This window comes from Parasphingorhabdus sp. W113 (genome assembly GCF_055693205.1).
Genome location: NZ_CM146328.1, coordinates 1,405,625 through 1,422,525 on the forward strand (window position 1 = coordinate 1,405,625; position 16,901 = coordinate 1,422,525).

A 16,901-nucleotide genomic window follows, 5' to 3' on the forward strand; every position below is an offset into this window, starting at 1 on the left:
CAGGTCGGGGGGTTGCAGATAACCAGAAAGAAGAAGGTTCCGCGGATCAACCGCCGAACTGCGATCGTTGATATCGGATCCAACTCGATCCGGCTGGTTGTCTATCAGGGGCCGGCGCGTGTTCCCGCGATCCTGTTCAATGAAAAGGTGATGGCTGGCCTCGGTCGGGACCTGTCGACAACCGGGGCGATCGGTGAAGATTCGATGGCGCTGGCGGTCCAGGGCCTCGAACGTTTTTATCGCCTGTGTACCCAGATGAATGTCGACACGATCAAGAGTTTTGCGACAGCCGCCGTGCGCGATGCCAGTAATGGCAAGGATCTGCTCGCGGCAGCGTCCCAGATCGGATTTGATACCCAGGTGCTCGAAGGTGAGGAAGAAGCGGAACTGGCCGGTTTGGGAGTGCTGTCGGCGATACCGGAAGCCAAGGGGATTGTTGGCGATCTTGGCGGCGGCAGTCTCGAGCTCGCGATGATCGACAAAGGCAATGTGCTCGAACGCCACTCTTTTCCGCTGGGCGTATTGCGCGTTGCTGATTTGCGGGCCAAGGGCAAGGACAAGCTGAAACGCCAGGTCCGCAAGATGCTCAAGAAAACCGGCTGGGATCAGAATGCGCAGGACTTGCCGTTTTATCTGGTGGGCGGATCGTGGCGGTCGCTGGCACGACTGGACATGTTTGACAGCGGCTATCCGTTGCCCGTGATCCATCACTATGAAATGCAGCCACAGCGCGCCCGCCGGCTGGTCAGCCAGCTTGCACGGATGAACAAGGTCAAGCTGAAAGCGGTGCCCGGCCTGTCGACCTCGCGCATACCGACGCTCGATGACGCGGCCTGGCTGCTGTCCTTCATTGTCCGCTACTTGGGCAGCAGCAAGCTGATCGTTTCGGCTTATGGGGTGCGCGAAGGGCTGTTGTTTCAAAATGTTGGCAAAGCGGAAAGCAAGCGCGATCCGTTATTGGTCGCGACGGAAGAGTCGGGCGCGGCGCAAGCGCGTTTTCCGGCCAACAGCAAATTGCTGGGCAAGTGGATCGCGCCGATATTTGCCGAAGACCCGCCTGAATTGCAGCGCATGCGGCAGGCGGCTTGCAATCTCGGTGATGTCGCGTGGCGCGCCAATCCCAATTTTCGGGCCGAACGCGGTTTGGTCATGGGACTGCATGGCAACTGGGTCGGAATTACCGGCCGGGAACGGGAATTGCTCGGACAAACCTTGTTCACCAGCTTTGGCGGCGGCAGCAATGTGTTCCCGGGCGGCGGCAAGCTGGCCGAAGAAGACGCCACCCATCGCGCGATCTGCTGGGGTCTGGCGATGCGGCTGGGACAGCGGCTGAGCGGCGGAACCCGCAACCCGCTTGAGCAGACACAATTGCGGAAAAAAGATGGCCGTCTGGAAATTGTGATGGCTGCGGACCTGCGTGCGCTCTATGGCGATGCGGTCGCCAAGCGCCACAATCAACTGGCGCAAATGATGGACCTGGAGCCGGTTCTGGTCACCGATTAACGGCCGTTATCCGCAATATATCCGGACAATCTTGCGGTCGTCATCATAGGCAATATTCACCCGGTCTTCCCGGTAATCCATGGTCACCGCGCTTCCCGGCGTGATCCAGCGCACCGTTTTTGCGCCTGATCGATCGCGGATTGTCTGACCCATATCCTGGGAGATGGCCTTGCCGATAAACGGCTCTATCCCCGTGTTCTGGCAGCTATAGCCGGGTGTGACACCGCGTTCGGCAATGGGCGGTTCAGTGGCCGGGGTCGAGCAGGCGGACAGCATCGTTGATACCAGGACAAGTCCGGCCCACATCCGGGTCATTCCTGGGGGTGCTCCGCGTTCTCGGGCTGATGGGTCATTTGCAATTTGCCATCCTTGACTGTGAAGCTCATGCGCCCCTCGATCAGGTCAATCGCGTCGCGGCCGAATTCCTCATAGCGCCAGCCTTCGAGCAGTGCGACACCTTCGCGTTCGCCGCCGACAATCCGTTCGAGATCATCGGCGCGGGCGAGCAATTTGGAGGCGACATTCATCTCGGCTGAGCGAATTTTCAGCAGCAATTTAAGCAGATCCGCAACCAGTGCGTTTTCCTTACTGAATTTTGGTCGCCGTCCATTGCGTTCCGGCAATTCGCTCTTGTCGAGAGGCTCGGCTTCCGCAAGCGCGTCCATCAACCGTTCGCCAATATCGTTATTTTTCCAGCCGGACGACAGCCCCCGCACCTGCGCCAGCTTGTGCTGGTCCTTGGGCGGATGGCTGGCAATATCGGCGAGCGTCTCGTCGCGCATGATGCGGCCACGGGGCATGTCCTTGGACTGCGCCTCTTTCTCGCGCCATGCGGCGAGCGCTTTCAGGCGACCAAGCGATTCGAGATTGCGCCCGGGAAATTTGACCCGTCGCCAGGAATTGTCCGGATCATTTACATAATTGTCCGGATCAGCCAGTTTCTCCATCTCGGTGTTGATCCACCGGCCGCGGCCGGTTTCCATCAACCGTTCGAGCATCATCGGAAAGATGGTCGACAAATGGGTGACATCACCAATCGCATATTCGATCTGGCGCGCGTTGAGCGGGCGTCGCGACCAGTCGGTAAAGCGCGCGCCCTTGTCGAGGGTCACGCCGAGCCAGCTATCGACCAGATTGGCATAGCCGATTTGTTCACTGGGCCCCAGGGCCATGGCGGCAACCTGGGTGTCGAAAATGGGGTGTGGCGTCTTGCCGGTCATATTGTGGATGATCTCGACATCCTGACCACCGGCGTGAAAAATCTTGAGCACGTCTTCATTGTCGACCAGCAAATCGAGCAACGGCTGCAGGTCAACATCCTTCGCCAGCGGATCAATCGCTGCCGCTTCCTTGCCGTCTGAAATCTGGATCAGGCAGAGAATCGGCCAATAGGTGTTCTCCCGCATGAATTCGGTATCGACTGCGACAAAGTCGGCGGTCGAGAAGCGGTGGCAGATATCGGCAATGTCTTGATTGTCCGTCAATAAAGGATGAATTTTCATCTCGCTTCTATACAGGCTGTGCAAAGGCTCGCAAACATTTCCGATAGAGATTGTCTATTGTTCATTATCTGGCTGCGAAAACAGGATAGGGGAGGGAAATAGCGACTGGGTTGCTGTTTGGCGGAGCCGGAAAAAGGTTGATGGGCGATTTCCTTTCACCTTCATCCTTGACAAAAGTCCCGCTGGCCTGTGTTACGCCCTCATAGCTATCGGAATCCGAAGTTTTCACCATATTAAAGGCTTATCATGCACGCATATCGCTCTCATAACTGCTCCGAACTGCGGATCACGGATGTTGATACGGAGGTTCGGCTGTCCGGCTGGATTCATCGCAAGCGGGATCATGGCAATTTGCTGTTTGTAGATTTGCGGGACCATTTTGGCCTGACCCAGATCGTCAGCGAAACCGGTAGCGATGCTTTCAAGATTCTCGATGCCGCGAGGGTCGAATCGGTTGTCACCGTGTCCGGCAAGGTGGTTGCGCGCGATGCCGAAACGGTGAACAGCAATTTGCCGACCGGTGATATCGAGCTGGTGGCGGACAGCGTGACCATGCAGGGGCCGGCTGAGGAGCTGCCGATGCCGGTCTTCGGAGATCAGGAATATCCCGAGGATATTCGCCTGCGCTATCGCTTTCTCGATCTGCGGCGGGAAAAAGTCCATGCCAATATGATGCTGCGTTCGAAAGTGATCAGCAGCATCCGCAACCGCATGGTCGAGCAGGGATTTACCGAATTTCAGACGCCTATTTTGACGGCCTCCTCTCCGGAAGGCGCGCGCGATTATCTCGTGCCCAGCCGGGTGCACCCGGGCAAGTTTTACGCGCTGCCGCAGGCGCCGCAAATGTTCAAGCAGATGCTGATGGTTGCCGGCTTTGATCGCTATTTCCAGATTGCGCCCTGCTTCCGGGATGAAGACGCGCGGGCGGACCGTTCGCCGGGTGAATTTTATCAGCTCGATCTCGAGATGAGCTTTGTAACCCAGGATGATGTTTTTGCAGCGCTGGAACCGGTGCTCGCTGGCTTGTTCGAAGAATTTGCCGATGGCAAGAGCGTGACACCAGCGGGTGAATTTCCGCGGATTCCATACAAGGAAGCGATGCTGAAATATGGCTCCGACAAGCCTGATCTGCGCAACCCGATCATCATTCAGGACGTGAGCGATCACTTCAAGGGATCGGGCTTTGGCCTGTTCGACAAAATCACCGGCTCTGGCGGCACGGTGCGAGCCTTTGTGGCGCCTGAAGCAGGCAAGAACAGCCGTAAGTTTTTCGACGAGATGAACGACTGGGCGCGCAGCGAAGGCTTTGCGGGACTCGGCTATATCAACATGAAAGAGGGCGCAGCGGGCGGTCCGATCGCGAAGAATCACGGCGAGGAAGGCACGGCGAAACTGCTGGCGGATCTCGGATGTGGTCCCGATGACGGGGTGTTTTTTGCCGCTGGCAAAGAAGCAGATGCAGCCAAGCTCGCGGGCGCGGCACGGACGCGCACGGCAGAAAAACTGGGGCTGATCAAGGACGACGAATTCAAGTTTTGCTGGATCGTCGATTTCCCGATGTTCGAATATGACGAAGAAGCGAAGAAAATCGATTTCTCGCATAACCCGTTCTCGATGCCGCAGGGCGAACTCGAAGCGCTGGAAACCAAGGATCCGCTCGATATTCTCGCCTGGCAATATGATATTGTCTGCAACGGCATTGAATTGTCCTCCGGTGCGATCCGGAACCATCGCCCTGACATCATGTACAAGGCCTTTGAGATTGCCGGCTATGACAAGGCGTCGGTCGACACCGAGTTTTCGGGGATGATCAACGCGCTGAAATATGGTGCGCCGCCGCATGGCGGCTCTGCGCCGGGCGTCGACCGGATCGTGATGCTGCTGGCAAACGAACCGAATATCCGCGAAGTTGTGCTGTTCCCGATGAACCAGAAGGCCGAAGACCTGATGATGGAAGCGCCGAGCGCCGTGTCACCGAAACAGCTGCGGGAATTGCATATCCGCGTGGTTGAGCCGCCAAAAGAAGGGTGAGCGCTATTCGGCATCGGCTGGTCCGCGAAACATGGTGTTTTGACTAGTCGTGCTATCGCGACAGGACCGGTACGGCTGCGATCATGATTTCTGATCCGATAGAAAAGCAGTTCGCCAGCAAGATTGGCGACCTTTGCTATTTTGAATGGGGCGATCCGTCCGACCAGACGATTTTGCTGTTTCACGCCACCGGCTTTCATGCGCGATGCTGGGATGGGGTGATCGCAGCGCTGCCGCCGGACCATCATGTCATCGCGGTAGATCTGCCGGGCCATGGCCGCAGTGTGAAGCCGGATAGCCTGGCCGATTGGGCGGCCACGGCAGCACCGCTGATCGAACTCGTGATCGGGCTTGATCTGCACAATCTGATTGGTGTCGGGCATTCAATGGGCGGCTATTGTCTGGTCCGCACGGCCGCTGCCTTGCCGGACAGGTTTCAGCGCCTGACGCTGGTCGATCCGGTGATCATGGCCCCGGATTATTATGACAGCACGGTCAATCTCGGCACGATTGACGCATCGGATCATCCTATTGCCCGGCGCCGGGCCCAATGGGATTCGGCCGAGCATATGTTCAACCGGATGAAGGGGCATCCCTCCTATGGCTCGTGGAAACCGGAAATATTGCAGGATTATTGCGAATATGGATTATTGCCTCGTGCCGACGGCGCGGGTTTTGAACTGGCTTGTCCACCGCTCCTGGAAGCTTCGGTCTATATGGGATCGCAATGCAGCGATCCTTATCCGTTCCTCGCCGAGCTGGGCATGCCGATCACCTTGCTGCGCGCCCCGCCCCTGGTGCGTGACGGGCCGATTGATTTTACCAAGTCTCCCACCTGGGAAAATCTCGCCGCGACCTTGCCGACCGCGACCGAATATTATCTGCCGGAGTTGAACCATTTCATGCCCATGCAGGCGCCTGAACAGGTCGCCCATCATATCGTATATAGTCCCAGCAGAGAGCGATAACTCTCCGTTTGCGTCATCAATTGTTCATAAAAGGCGGTATAAGCCTGAACAAAATATGCAACTTTCGGGGGAAACCATGAAAATTTCACGACAAACGACGCTTTCGGCCTTGCTGTTATGTTCAGCAACTCTGTTGGCTCCGACCGCTCAGGCCGAGGTGTTGCAGATCGAGGGGGTCGATCCCGCTCGGGTGAGTGGCCTGGAATCGATCGCAACCGTCGAAATGGATCGCTTCGGGGGCAGCGATGGTCCGGCGCTCGGCTTCGCGATCGAAGACAAGCTGAGCGACGTGTCGATTGCCGGCACACCCTATTTTACGGTTCTCGCGACCCGTTCGGCGGTCGTTCCGGATACGATATTATCCGGCACCGCTACGGCGGACATTTCGGAATTTCGGGTCAAGGAATATCGGGAAAAATGCGTGGAGCGCAACGACAAGGGCAAATGTATCGAACACAAGAGTGTTAAAATGTCTTGCCTGAAACGGGTGATTGATTTTCAGGCCCAGATCCGCGTCGCCCGCTTTGCCGACGGCCAGACGATCTACGCCGAAACCAAAGAGCGCGGGGATGAACAGACGATCTGCCGCAAGAAGGAAAATTTCACCAGCAGCGAAAAGATCATTCGCGGGATGATTGACAATATTGCCTATGCCGTGCGGCTTGATCTCGCGCCGATCGAAAGACGCCAGTCAATCCGGGTGCTCGAGAGTCGCAAGGGTATGGATAAGGCGAGTGGCCAGTATTTCAAAGCCGCCGTCAAGATGACCAAAACCGATGAAGCGAAAGCGTGCCGGATGTGGGATGGCGCTGCGATCAACAGCCCGGCGCATGTGTCCGTGACATTCAACCGCGGGCTGTGCGCGGAAAAGGCCGGTGCGCTGGACGAAGCTTTGGCGCTCTATGCCGAGGCGCAGCAATCCAAGATTGGCAAGGCGGAAATCCGGCGCGCGATCGAACGGGTGCGCGGACGGCTGCAGGCGAGGGCGGATCTGGATCGTCGCAAACAGCTGTTGGCGGGTGAATCACACGGGGGTTCTGCCGCCACTAACTGATGCAAACAGGGTTAATCGGTTGGCGCTTGCAGCGGACATCCGTTACCTTCTCCCTATCAGATTGGCGGGGACGGAAGCGAACGGACGGCAAAGCTGGCCAGCTGTTTGCCTTGGACCCCATGCAAAAAAGGCGGGACTGGTAATGGGCAAAAAGACAAAGCTGTCGGATTATGAATCGGGCAAGGAATTTGATGGCGATTATTCCGATGCACTGGAGGCTGTCCAGGAGCGGCTGGCCCATGTCCATTTCAAGCATATTATTCACGGCTGCCGAACGATATTGGTTTTCGAGGGCTGGGACGCGGCCGGCAAGGGCGGATCCATAAGGCGGATGACGGCGGAATGGGATCCGCGCTATTTTGAAGTCCACCCGATTGGCGCGCCAACCCGCGAGGAAAAAGACCGGCATTTCCTCTGGCGATTCTGGAAGCGCTTGCCCGGCAGCCGGGAAATCGGTGTTTTCGATCGCAGCTGGTACGGCCGTGTGCTGGTCGAACGCGTCGAAGGCTTTTGCAGCAAGGCAGACTGGAAACGGGGCTATGACGAAATCAATGAATTTGAGGCGCAGCAAATTGATGGCGGCACCCATCTGATCAAATTATTTTTTCACACCACCCAGAAAGAACAGGATCGTCGGTTCACGGATCGGCTGAACACACCGGTAAAGCGCTGGAAGATCACCGCTGAAGATTTTCGCAACCGGGCGAAGCGCGATGACTATCTCGAAGCGATCGAGGATATGTTCCAGCATACCGACACGCGCTGGGCGCCCTGGAAAATTATCGACGGCAACAACAAGAAAGCCGCCCGCATTGCCGCGCTGACTTATATCGCGGATAGGCTGGAAGCGGTCCTGCCCAAGGATCTGCCGGATGCCGATCCGGAACTGGTTCAAATGGCGCAAGATGCCTTTGGCTACGAAGTCGAGGGCTGATCGCGCGTCGGCGTTTACCGCTAGCTTTCTGGTTCAGCCCTTGTAGTTCTTGCCGATATAGCGGGTTAGCGGCATGTCGCTTTTAATGTCCGGACCGCGGGGTTCTTGGTGTCATAGACCACCGCATTTTCCAGCACCCGCTTCACATAGTTGCGGGTTTCGGAAATCGGAATATCCTCAATCCATTTGAGCCAGTCAATGCCGCCCATGCGCGGGTCGCCGTTGCGGCGGAGCCATTTGTTCACATTGCCCGGGCCGGCATTATAAGCCGCTACGGCCAAAGGATGAGAGCCGCCATAATAGCGCAGCATGCGCTCAAAATAGGCGCTGCCCAGCTTGATATTATATTGGGGATCGGCGGTCAGCGATGACAGATTGTAGGACAGGCCGATCTTGCCCGACTGTTCGCGGGCCGTACCCGGCATGAGCTGCATCAGCCCGCGGGCGCCCGCGTGGCTGATCGCGCCTTGCGCGAACTGGCTTTCCTGGCGGGTAATAGCATGGATCATCGTCCAGCTGCGTTCCTTGCCGGCTGGCACCGGCATGGTCGGGAAGGCGGTTTCATCGATCGGACCGACGCCCGAACCCAGCGCGCTGATTCCCTTGATAACGCCGAGGTCCCGCGCGCCAATGCGAACGGACAGATCGCTGAGCAGCAGATAGTCTTTTTCGGTCTTGGCGTTGTAAGCCAATGCGCGATGGAAGCGGATCTGCTCTTTCCACGGGCCGGATCGGGTCGAAGCGGTGGTCGCGGCAACCAGCGGCTCGCTGGCATAGGCCTTGCGCTCTTCTGCGGTGATTTCGACATCGGGTTTGCGATCAAAGGCCGGCAATGCGCGGCCGAGCCGTTCATGGGCCAATTGGCCATAGAAATAGGCGGGGAAGGCGGCGGCCTTCTCGAAATAGGCGGTGGCCTCAGCAGTCTGGCCCGCTTCGGCTGCGGCACGGCCGGCCCAGTAAAAGCCCTTGGACCGGATATTCGGGGAATTATAGGATCGCGCATAACGATCGAACAGCGCCACCGCCTTGGCTGGTTGGCGCTGGCCGAACAGGGCAGCGGTGCCGCCAATCCAGGTCAGATCGGAATATTTGTCGCGGACCCGGCTGCCTTGCTCGGCGATATTGGTGGGGCCGTCATAGGCATCGTCGACTTTCGAAGCGATCGCATAGGCGGTGGACCATTGCCGGTCATTGGCCGCGGCCTTGGCGTGGATCAGATTGGATTCATACCAGGTGTCGACCTTGCTTGGCTTGACTCGCAGCGTGGGCCGGTTGGCGAGCAATTGCCGTGCCGCATAGCTTTGGCCCTTGCTGCGCAAATAGCGCGCGCGATCGGCGAGAAAGCCAGCATCATCGCGGGCCTGTGCAGCGACGATTTCCGCTTTCAGATTGGCATCCGGTGCCTCGGTTAGCTGCGCCAGTCGCGCGGCAAAGACCGGCCGGCGGGCGGCAGAGGCAAAGCTGAGCTGCTGCGCCGCATCGCGGGTGGCCCGCGCCCATAGCAGCGCGTCCATCCGGGCGTCATGATCATCCACCGTCAGCGCGCCGCTGAACCGGCTGAGCAAAGCCGCCTCGTCCTGATCGGTCAGCGTCCCGCCGCGCCAGGCCTGTTTGGCCATCGCATTGGCCTTGTCCCGCTGGCCGGTCGCCAGCAAGGCTACCGCATATTTGGCGGCGCCGGCATTGGTGGTGGGAGGAAATTGATCGAAGAATGCGAGTACCGGGGCGGGTGCAATGCTGTCAATATTGATCGCCTGCTCGGCATTGCGGCGCATCCGGCTATCTTCCGGCCAGCCGGGATAAGTGACCAGAAAGCCGGCATAATCCCGAAAGGAATAATTGTCGGATTGGGTCAGCACGCGCCAGCGTTGCAAGCCCAGGACCGGGTTGCCGCCGGTCGGGTCTGACAGCGCTGCCCCGCCGCCGGTTTGCCAGCTGGATTGTTCAGCCGCCATGCACGTCGCGGGGGTCAAAAGCAGAGCGGAGAGAATAATTCTTGATACCATACTGGACATTTTGGGGGTAGGCTCCTTATCAGGCGCTGAACGGCGTATTATATGGTTGTTAAGCTTGGATAAGCTTTGGCAATTTCTTAGCCAAATATAAAGGAGTATTTCCATGTTTACCGGCTCAATTCCGGCTCTGGTGACTCCCTTTCGCGACGGTTCGTTTGCGGAGGCGGAATTTCGTGCCCTGGTCGACTGGCAAATCGAGCAAGGGAGCAGCGCGCTGGTGCCTTGCGGAACCACTGGCGAGATCCTCGACTTTGTCCAATGCAGAGCATCACCGGGTGATCGAAGTCTGTGTCGAACAGGCTGCTGGCCGGGTCCCGATCATCGCGGGCTGCGGGTCCAATGACACGACCAATGCATTGTTGCATTTGAATTTTTCGAAAAAATGCGGAGCCGCCGCCGGCCTCGTTGTCGCGCCTTATTATAACCGGCCGAATCAGCAGGGCATTTACGCGCATTTCGAAACATTGACTAAGGGGAACAGCCTGCCGCTCGTTCTCTATAATGTGCCTGCCCGAACCGTAACCGATATCCTGCCCGAAACCGTGGCCGCGCTCTCGAAACTGCCCAGCGTTGTGGCGATCAAGGATGCCAGCGGCGAAATCGACCGGGTCACCGATCATCGGCTGGCTTGTGCTAAGGATTTCTGTCTTTTGTCGGGCGTGGATGAATTGTCTCTCGCTTTTAACGCCTCGGGTGGCGCCGGCTGTATTTCGGTGACCGCCAATGTCGCGCCAAAGCTGTGCGCTGAATTTCAGGCGGCCTGTGCCGCCGGGGACTATGAAGCCGCACGGACGCTGAACGACAAGCTGTATCCGTTGCACAAGGCCTTGTTTACCGATGCGTCTCCAGGACCGATCAAATATGCCCTGTCCCGTGTGGTCGAAAACTTCCCAACCGACTTGCGTTTGCCGATGACACCACCGTCAGAGGCGAGTTGCAAGGCGGTTGACGCAGCATTGGAAGGCGCCGGACTGCTCTGATGGCCAAACCCCGTCCTTTGGAATTTGATAAGCAGAAGGTCGTCGCCGAGAACCGGCGGGCGCGCTATGATTATCATCTCGAGGACAAGTTCGAAGCGGGCATCATGCTGACCGGGACCGAGGTCAAGTCCTTGCGCTTCGGATCGGGGGCGATTGCCGAGAGCTATGCCGAGGTCAAGGATGATGAAGTCTGGCTGGTCAACGCCAATATTCCGGAATGGAGCCATGGCAATCGGCATAATCATACGCCCACCCGCCCGCGCAAATTGCTGCTGAGCCGGCGGGAGATCAACAAGCTGTACGGAGCTGTGATGCGCAAGGGCATGACGATTGTCCCGATCGCCATTTATTTCAACGGCAAGGGCCGGGCGAAAATCGAACTGGCACTGGCCAAGGGCAAGAAAGCGCCGGACAAACGCGCGACCGAAAAGGATCGCGACTGGAAACGGCAGCAGGGCCGATTGTTGCGTGACCATGGCTGAGCGCGATCCCGATACACAGAGCAAGGACTGGGGCGCGCGCACGATCATGCGCGTCACCCGCTGGCTCGAAGAGAAAATGCCAACCCGTGCGGGAATGGCGAATAACAAATATCTCAAGCCGATCGCCCATCGCTTCCTGCGGTCCGATCTGTGGCGCTTCAATCGCCGGTCGGTGCCGCGTGGTGTGGCATTGGGCATGCTCACGGGTTTCATTGTGCCGCTTGGTGGTCAGACGTTTGTGGCGCTTTTCCTGGCGCTGCCGATCCGCGCCAATGTCCCGATTGCGGCCATCACGACGTTCATCACCAACCCGTTCACCTATCCGTTCTGGCTTGCCATTGCGAACCAGTTCGGGCGCTTCGTCTTGCGCATGGACGGGATTACCAGCGGTGCGGCTGGTGGTCAGCGCGATGGTCTGGGCGAATGGCTGGCCTGGATCACCAAGGAGGTCGGCGTGACCTTCTTTGGCTTTGTGCTGCTCGGCGTCGTTTTCGGATCGGTTGGCTATCTGCTCAGCTCGCTCGGTTGGCGCTGGTGGATCGGGCGCAAGCGGCGCAAGCGGCTGGATGAATTGCGGGCGGCGCACAAGGCTGCGGTAGAGCAGGACAAGACCTATGGCGAGTGAGGCGCGGGACGATATCGGGTTGCTGAATCACAGCACCCGAAAGACCACCAATGACATGCGCCTGCGCGGCGTGATTTTGGTGGTTGCCGTCATGGCGTCGCTCGGGCTGCTCTATTGGCAGGTTCCTAGTGTCGCGCTTTTGCTGGCCTTTGGCGCATTGACCGCGACCGTCGCGGCGGTGGTTTATTTTCTGCGGCCGCAAAGCGCCAGCAGTGACGATGAGGCCGCCTCGGTCGCCGATTGGGCCGTCACCCGTCTGGTCGCCGACCAATCGGATATCGGACTGGCAATCACGGACCGCGCCGGTCGGCTGGTCTGCGCCAATGAATTGTTCACCAAATGGTTCAACGGTCCGGCGATCCCACCGGAATTGCCGCTGCAGGCCGGTGGCAACGAGTTGCTCGCTACGGCCGGCCGCGATGCCTGGCGGGATGGTCGCGGTTATGCCGAAGGCCTGAAGCGCGGAGTCGGTGAGTATAATGCCAAGGTCGTCCGCGCCGGGCAGGGCGATGAATATCTATTGTGGCAATTCAAACCGCAACTGCGCGCCGATGTGCTCGACGATACGACCCGCATGGCCGGCGGTCCGGTCGGCCAGGCCCTGTCCGAAGCCGGTGTGCTGGTCGCGGTGATCGGCGGCGAAGGCCGGATCCGGGCGTCGAACAAGGCCTTTGCCCTGCGTGCAACCGGACGGAGCGATGCCAATATCAGCGGGCGCAATTTTATCAATTTTCTGCGGTCGGACGAAAAAGGAACGATCTTCTTTGAGCGCGACGGTCGCCACGGCACGCCCGTGCGGCTGTTTCATGTCCCGCTCGAGAAGGACCAGGAAAAAGGCCCTGCGCTGATATTGCTGATCGATGATGATGGCGGCATGGTTGAGCGTGGAAAAGCGCTGGAGCAGGTCGAATCGATGCTGTCGCTCTTGCCGCTCGGACTCGCGCTGACCGATCGTGACGGGCGCTTCCTGTTTCTCAATAACGCCTTTGCCAAGGTTGCCGGTGTCAAAAAGGGGGAGCAACCGCTCTATCCCGGTGATCTGATGATCCGTGATGACAAGTCGGCGGTGGCGGATGCCGTGCGCCGCTACGCCAGCGGGCCTTCGCTGTCCGGTGATCTGGCGGTGCGCTTGCGCTCGGGCGGAGATGATCCGGTGGCGCTGGGGATTGCCGGCATTCGCGGCCTTGGCGATGCTGCGGTCCTGTTGTCGATCAAGGACAGCAGCGAGGAAACCAAGCTCAAGAGCCAGGTTGCGCAGGCGACCAAGATGCAAGCTGTTGGTCAATTAGCGGGTGGTGTCGCCCATGATTTCAACAATATCCTGACCGCGATTATCGGCCATTGCGACCTGATGTTGCTGCGCCATGCGCCCGGCGATAGCGATTATGATGATATCCAGCAGGTCAAGAATAACAGCAACCGCGCCGCAGGGCTGACCCGGCAATTGCTCGCCTTCTCGCGGCAACAGACATTGCGGCCGCAAGTCCTGCAATTGCCCGATGTGGTCGCTGACGTCTCCAACCTGCTCAAGCGTCTGCTCGATGACAGTTTCCAGCTCGAAGTGAAGCATGGCCGCAATCTCGGGCTGGTGCGCGCCGATCCGGGACAGCTGGAGCAGGTGATCATCAACCTCGGCGTCAATGCACGCGATGCGATGCCCGGTGGCGGCAAGATTTCGATCACCACCAAAATGGTCACGGCGGCCGATGTGCGCGCGCTAAAAAGTGATATCCTGCCAGTGGGCGATTATACCGCGCTGATTGTATCCGATACCGGCAAGGGCATTCCTCCCGAGTTGATCGGCAAGATCTTCGAACCGTTTTTCACCACCAAGGAAGTTGGCAAGGGCACCGGCCTCGGTCTGTCGACGGTCTATGGTATCGTCAAACAGTCGGGTGGTTATATTTTCGCCGACTCCAAGCCGGGCGAGGGGGCAAGTTTTTCGATCTACTTCCCGGTGCATACCGTCTCCGAGCAGGAGATCAGCAAGGCGATGGAACCGCTCAAGGCGGTTGCCAAAAAGGAATTGTGGGGCAGTGGTCATATCCTGCTGGTCGAAGACGAGGACATGGTCCGCGCGGTTGCCGAACGCGCACTGACCCGGCAGGGCTATACCGTTGTCACCGCAAGCGATGGCGAGGAAGGACTGCAGCATCTCGCCGACCAGCAGAGCAAGGGCGAGGATATATTCGACATGATTGTGTCCGATGTTGTGATGCCGAACATGGATGGTCCGGCGATGGCAAAGCAGGTGCGCGAGGATTATCCCGACATGCCGATCCTGTTCATGTCGGGCTATGCCGAAGAACAATTGCGCAAATCAATCGATCTCGACAATGTCGCCTTTCTGCCCAAACCCTTTTCGGTCGCACAAATTGCCGAAGCCGTCGGAGAAGTTTTGGCCGAACATGCTAATTGACGTGAATCTATATAGTCAAATAACTGATATTAATGATTATTAATTGAATTAGAAAAATTTTGTTCCCCCCTTGTTCTATGAGAACAAATGCGGTACATCATATCCATCATTGATTGATAGATGATGAGCATTTAGCGAAGGGGACAGGCAAATGGCCAGTAATTTAAAAGTTGTAGAAACGGACAATCAATTGAATTCATCAGACAGACAAAAGGCGCTCGACGCAGCGCTGGCACAAATCGACCGCGCTTTCGGCAAGGGCTCAGCCATGAAGCTGGGTTCGCGCAAGGCGATGGAAGTGGAAGCGATTTCAACCGGCTCGCTCGGTCTTGATATCGCGCTGGGCATCGGGGGATTGCCAAAAGGTCGGGTGATTGAAATTTACGGCCCGGAAAGTTCAGGCAAGACCACCTTGGCGCTCCACGCGATTGCCGAGGCGCAGAAAGCTGGCGGTACCGCAGCATTTGTCGATGCAGAACATGCTCTGGATCCGGTCTATGCCAATGCACTGGGCGTGGATATTGACGAGCTGGTTATTTCGCAGCCCGATACCGGTGAGCAGGCGCTGGAAATCACCGATACTTTGGTCCGGTCCAATGCGATTGACATTTTGGTGGTCGATTCGGTTGCGGCGCTGGTGCCGCGGGCGGAGATCGAAGGCGAAATGGGCGATACCCATGTCGGTCTGCAGGCCCGTCTGATGAGTCAGGCGCTGCGCAAGCTGACCGGTTCGATCAGCCGGTCCAAATGTATGGTGATCTTCATCAACCAGGTGCGGATGAAAATTGGCGTAATGTACGGCAATCCGGAAACCACGTCAGGCGGTAATGCACTGAAATTCTATGCCTCTGTGCGCCTCGATATTCGCCGGACCGGCCAGATCAAGGAGCGCGACGAGATTGTCGGCAACTCGACCCGGGTGAAGGTGGTCAAGAACAAGGTCGCGCCGCCGTTCAAACAAGTCGAGTTTGACATCATGTACGGGCAGGGCATCTCCAAGGTCGGCGAGATTATTGATCTCGGCGTCAAGGCCGGTGTGGTCGAGAAATCGGGCGCCTGGTTCTCCTATGACTCGGTGCGGATCGGACAGGGGCGTGAAAATTCGAAACGCTTTCTGCTCGAGAATCCGGAAATGATGGCCAAGCTGGAAAACCAGATTCGCGGGAATGAGGAAGAAATTGCCGAGGAAATGATGACCGGACCTGTGGGGCAAGAGCAGGAAGATGCCGATGCGGATGAATGATCCGCAAGCATAGCGGCCGCAGCACCTGGTCCGACATGGCAAGCATCCGGGACATCTCCCGGGTGATGACCAAAGAAGGTGGCGCGGCGACAGTCATGTAAGAAATCACTGAATATGCCGATCATTTCCCCCGAGATGATCCGGCATCCGGGCCGTCCTTCTGTCCCCCGATAGTTAGGACGGCCCCTTTTTGTCTGTGCTCTGGAGATGTCCTGTCACAATCCGGAAATAGGCTGTGATCTGTGTGAACTTTGGCATGGCAATGGCCAATAGATTGGACGTTATGAGCCATTTGGATCGCTGCAACCGACAGGCTGTGATTTGTGTGAACTTTGGACTGGTCGAGTCAGGTGAGAACAGACGGAATACCGGAATCGGGATCGTGTGACTTGCGCGCGCGGTGCACAACTGGCAGCGTCAGCGAAGGCGTAAAAGACGGAGCCATGCCGTCGGCCAAAGCATCACAACCGCCCGAACGCGATCGGGAACAAAACAGACAGGGGCCTCATATGACCATCATTGTACACCATCTCGAAAACAGCCGTTCGCAGCGCATCTTGTGGCTGCTGGAAGAGCTTGGTTTACCCTATGAGATCAAGCGCTACGAACGCCATCCCAAGACCCAACGGGCACCGGACAGTCTGAAGGCTATACATCCGCTCGGCAAGTCACCGATGATCGAGGATGATGGCGAGGTGATTATCGAAACCGCGGCGATTGTCGAATATTGCGTCGCCAAGGCTGGTGGCATACTGGGCGCGCCCGCAGATGCCGCCAATGCCCGCCGCTATGTCCGGTATCTCCACTTTGCCGAAGGCTCGATGATGCCGCCGCTCTATGGCGTACTGATCGTCAACCGTCTGGGCTTTCTCGGCTGGCCGGCACGCAAGCCGGTCAAAAAAATGGTCGAGGATCTGCTCGTCTGGCTCGAAACCGAGCTGGAATCGCGCGACTATTTTGCCGGCGATGCCTTGACCGCAGCCGATGTGATGATGAGCTTCCCGCTCGAAGCATCGCAGAATCGCGCGGGACTGGATCATCGTTTTCCCAATCTTCAGGCCTGGCTCAAGCGAGTGCATGATCGCCCGCACTATAGGACTGCGCTAGAGAAGGGTGGACCCTATGCTTATGCGTGATCAAATGGC

General features: G+C 57.9%; 13 protein-coding genes and 1 pseudogene. 11 read left to right on the forward strand and 3 right to left on the reverse strand.

Features of this window, described 5'->3' with window-relative positions; all coding sequences use genetic code 11:
• Window positions 1-12: 12 nt before the first annotated feature.
• The gene (locus ACZ1GS_RS06680; RefSeq protein WP_472697700.1) at window positions 13-1,503 is read left to right on the forward strand and encodes a Ppx/GppA phosphatase family protein; all 1,491 of its coding nucleotides are present in this window, start codon (window positions 13-15) and stop codon (window positions 1,501-1,503) included.
• A gap of 6 nt (window positions 1,504-1,509) precedes the next feature.
• Here the strand turns inward: ACZ1GS_RS06680 and ACZ1GS_RS06685 are convergent, their stop codons facing one another.
• Together ACZ1GS_RS06685 and rnd are read right to left on the reverse strand one after the other, a co-directional pair.
• Complete coding sequence (locus ACZ1GS_RS06685) at window positions 1,510-1,818, reverse strand: I78 family peptidase inhibitor (protein ID WP_472697701.1); 309 nt, start codon at window positions 1,816-1,818, stop codon at window positions 1,510-1,512.
• Window positions 1,815-3,005 carry a ribonuclease D gene (gene rnd / locus ACZ1GS_RS06690; protein WP_472697702.1) on the reverse strand — a complete coding sequence of 397 codons (1,191 nt, stop codon included), beginning with the start codon at window positions 3,003-3,005 and terminating at the stop codon, window positions 1,815-1,817. The genes ACZ1GS_RS06685 and rnd overlap by 4 nt, the downstream gene beginning before the upstream one ends.
• 246 nt (window positions 3,006-3,251) lie before the next feature.
• Here rnd and aspS point away from each other — a divergent pair, with 246 nt between their 5' ends.
• From aspS to ACZ1GS_RS06710, 4 genes are all read left to right on the forward strand, one after another.
• Entirely contained in the window at window positions 3,252-5,036 is a 1,785-nt protein-coding gene (gene aspS / locus ACZ1GS_RS06695; protein WP_472697703.1) for an aspartate--tRNA ligase, read from the forward strand.
• 83 nt (window positions 5,037-5,119) lie between these two features.
• Window positions 5,120-6,004 carry an alpha/beta fold hydrolase gene (locus ACZ1GS_RS06700; RefSeq protein WP_472697704.1) on the forward strand — a complete coding sequence of 295 codons (885 nt, stop codon included), beginning with the start codon at window positions 5,120-5,122 and terminating at the stop codon, window positions 6,002-6,004.
• 76 nt (window positions 6,005-6,080) lie between these two features.
• The gene (locus tag ACZ1GS_RS06705; RefSeq protein ID WP_472697705.1) at window positions 6,081-7,058 is read left to right on the forward strand and encodes a tetratricopeptide repeat protein; all 978 of its coding nucleotides are present in this window, start codon (window positions 6,081-6,083) and stop codon (window positions 7,056-7,058) included.
• Between the two features lie 142 nt (window positions 7,059-7,200).
• Complete coding sequence (locus ACZ1GS_RS06710) at window positions 7,201-7,992, forward strand: polyphosphate kinase 2 family protein (protein ID WP_472697706.1); 792 nt, start codon at window positions 7,201-7,203, stop codon at window positions 7,990-7,992.
• Between the two features lie 65 nt (window positions 7,993-8,057).
• Here the strand turns inward: ACZ1GS_RS06710 and ACZ1GS_RS06715 are convergent, their stop codons facing one another.
• On the reverse strand, window positions 8,058-10,007 hold the full coding sequence (locus tag ACZ1GS_RS06715) for a lytic transglycosylase domain-containing protein (protein WP_472697707.1): 1,950 nt from the start codon (window positions 10,005-10,007) through the stop codon (window positions 8,058-8,060).
• Window positions 10,008-10,110: 103 nt separating this feature from the next.
• Here ACZ1GS_RS06715 and dapA point away from each other — a divergent pair.
• From dapA to ACZ1GS_RS06745, 6 genes and pseudogenes are all read left to right on the forward strand, one after another.
• Window positions 10,111-10,987, forward strand: a pseudogene (dapA, locus tag ACZ1GS_RS06720) (4-hydroxy-tetrahydrodipicolinate synthase).
• A complete protein-coding gene (gene smpB / locus ACZ1GS_RS06725; RefSeq protein WP_472697708.1) occupies window positions 10,987-11,469 on the forward strand; it encodes an SsrA-binding protein SmpB in 483 nt (160 codons plus the stop codon). The pseudogene dapA and the gene smpB overlap by 1 nt, the downstream one beginning before the upstream one ends.
• Complete coding sequence (locus ACZ1GS_RS06730) at window positions 11,462-12,094, forward strand: DUF2062 domain-containing protein (RefSeq protein WP_472698082.1); 633 nt, start codon at window positions 11,462-11,464, stop codon at window positions 12,092-12,094. The genes smpB and ACZ1GS_RS06730 overlap by 8 nt, the downstream gene beginning before the upstream one ends.
• 55 nt (window positions 12,095-12,149) lie before the next feature.
• Window positions 12,150-14,513 (forward strand): hybrid sensor histidine kinase/response regulator, encoded by a 2,364-nt coding sequence (locus ACZ1GS_RS06735; protein ID WP_472698083.1) that lies wholly within the window; start codon window positions 12,150-12,152, stop codon window positions 14,511-14,513.
• Window positions 14,514-14,664: 151 nt separating this feature from the next.
• Window positions 14,665-15,756, forward strand: a complete 1,092-nt coding sequence (gene recA / locus ACZ1GS_RS06740; RefSeq protein WP_472697709.1) for a recombinase RecA — start codon at window positions 14,665-14,667, stop codon at window positions 15,754-15,756.
• A 509-nt stretch (window positions 15,757-16,265) separates the two neighbouring features.
• The gene (locus ACZ1GS_RS06745; protein WP_472697710.1) at window positions 16,266-16,892 is read left to right on the forward strand and encodes a glutathione S-transferase family protein; all 627 of its coding nucleotides are present in this window, start codon (window positions 16,266-16,268) and stop codon (window positions 16,890-16,892) included.
• The last annotated feature ends 9 nt before the right edge of the window (window positions 16,893-16,901 follow it).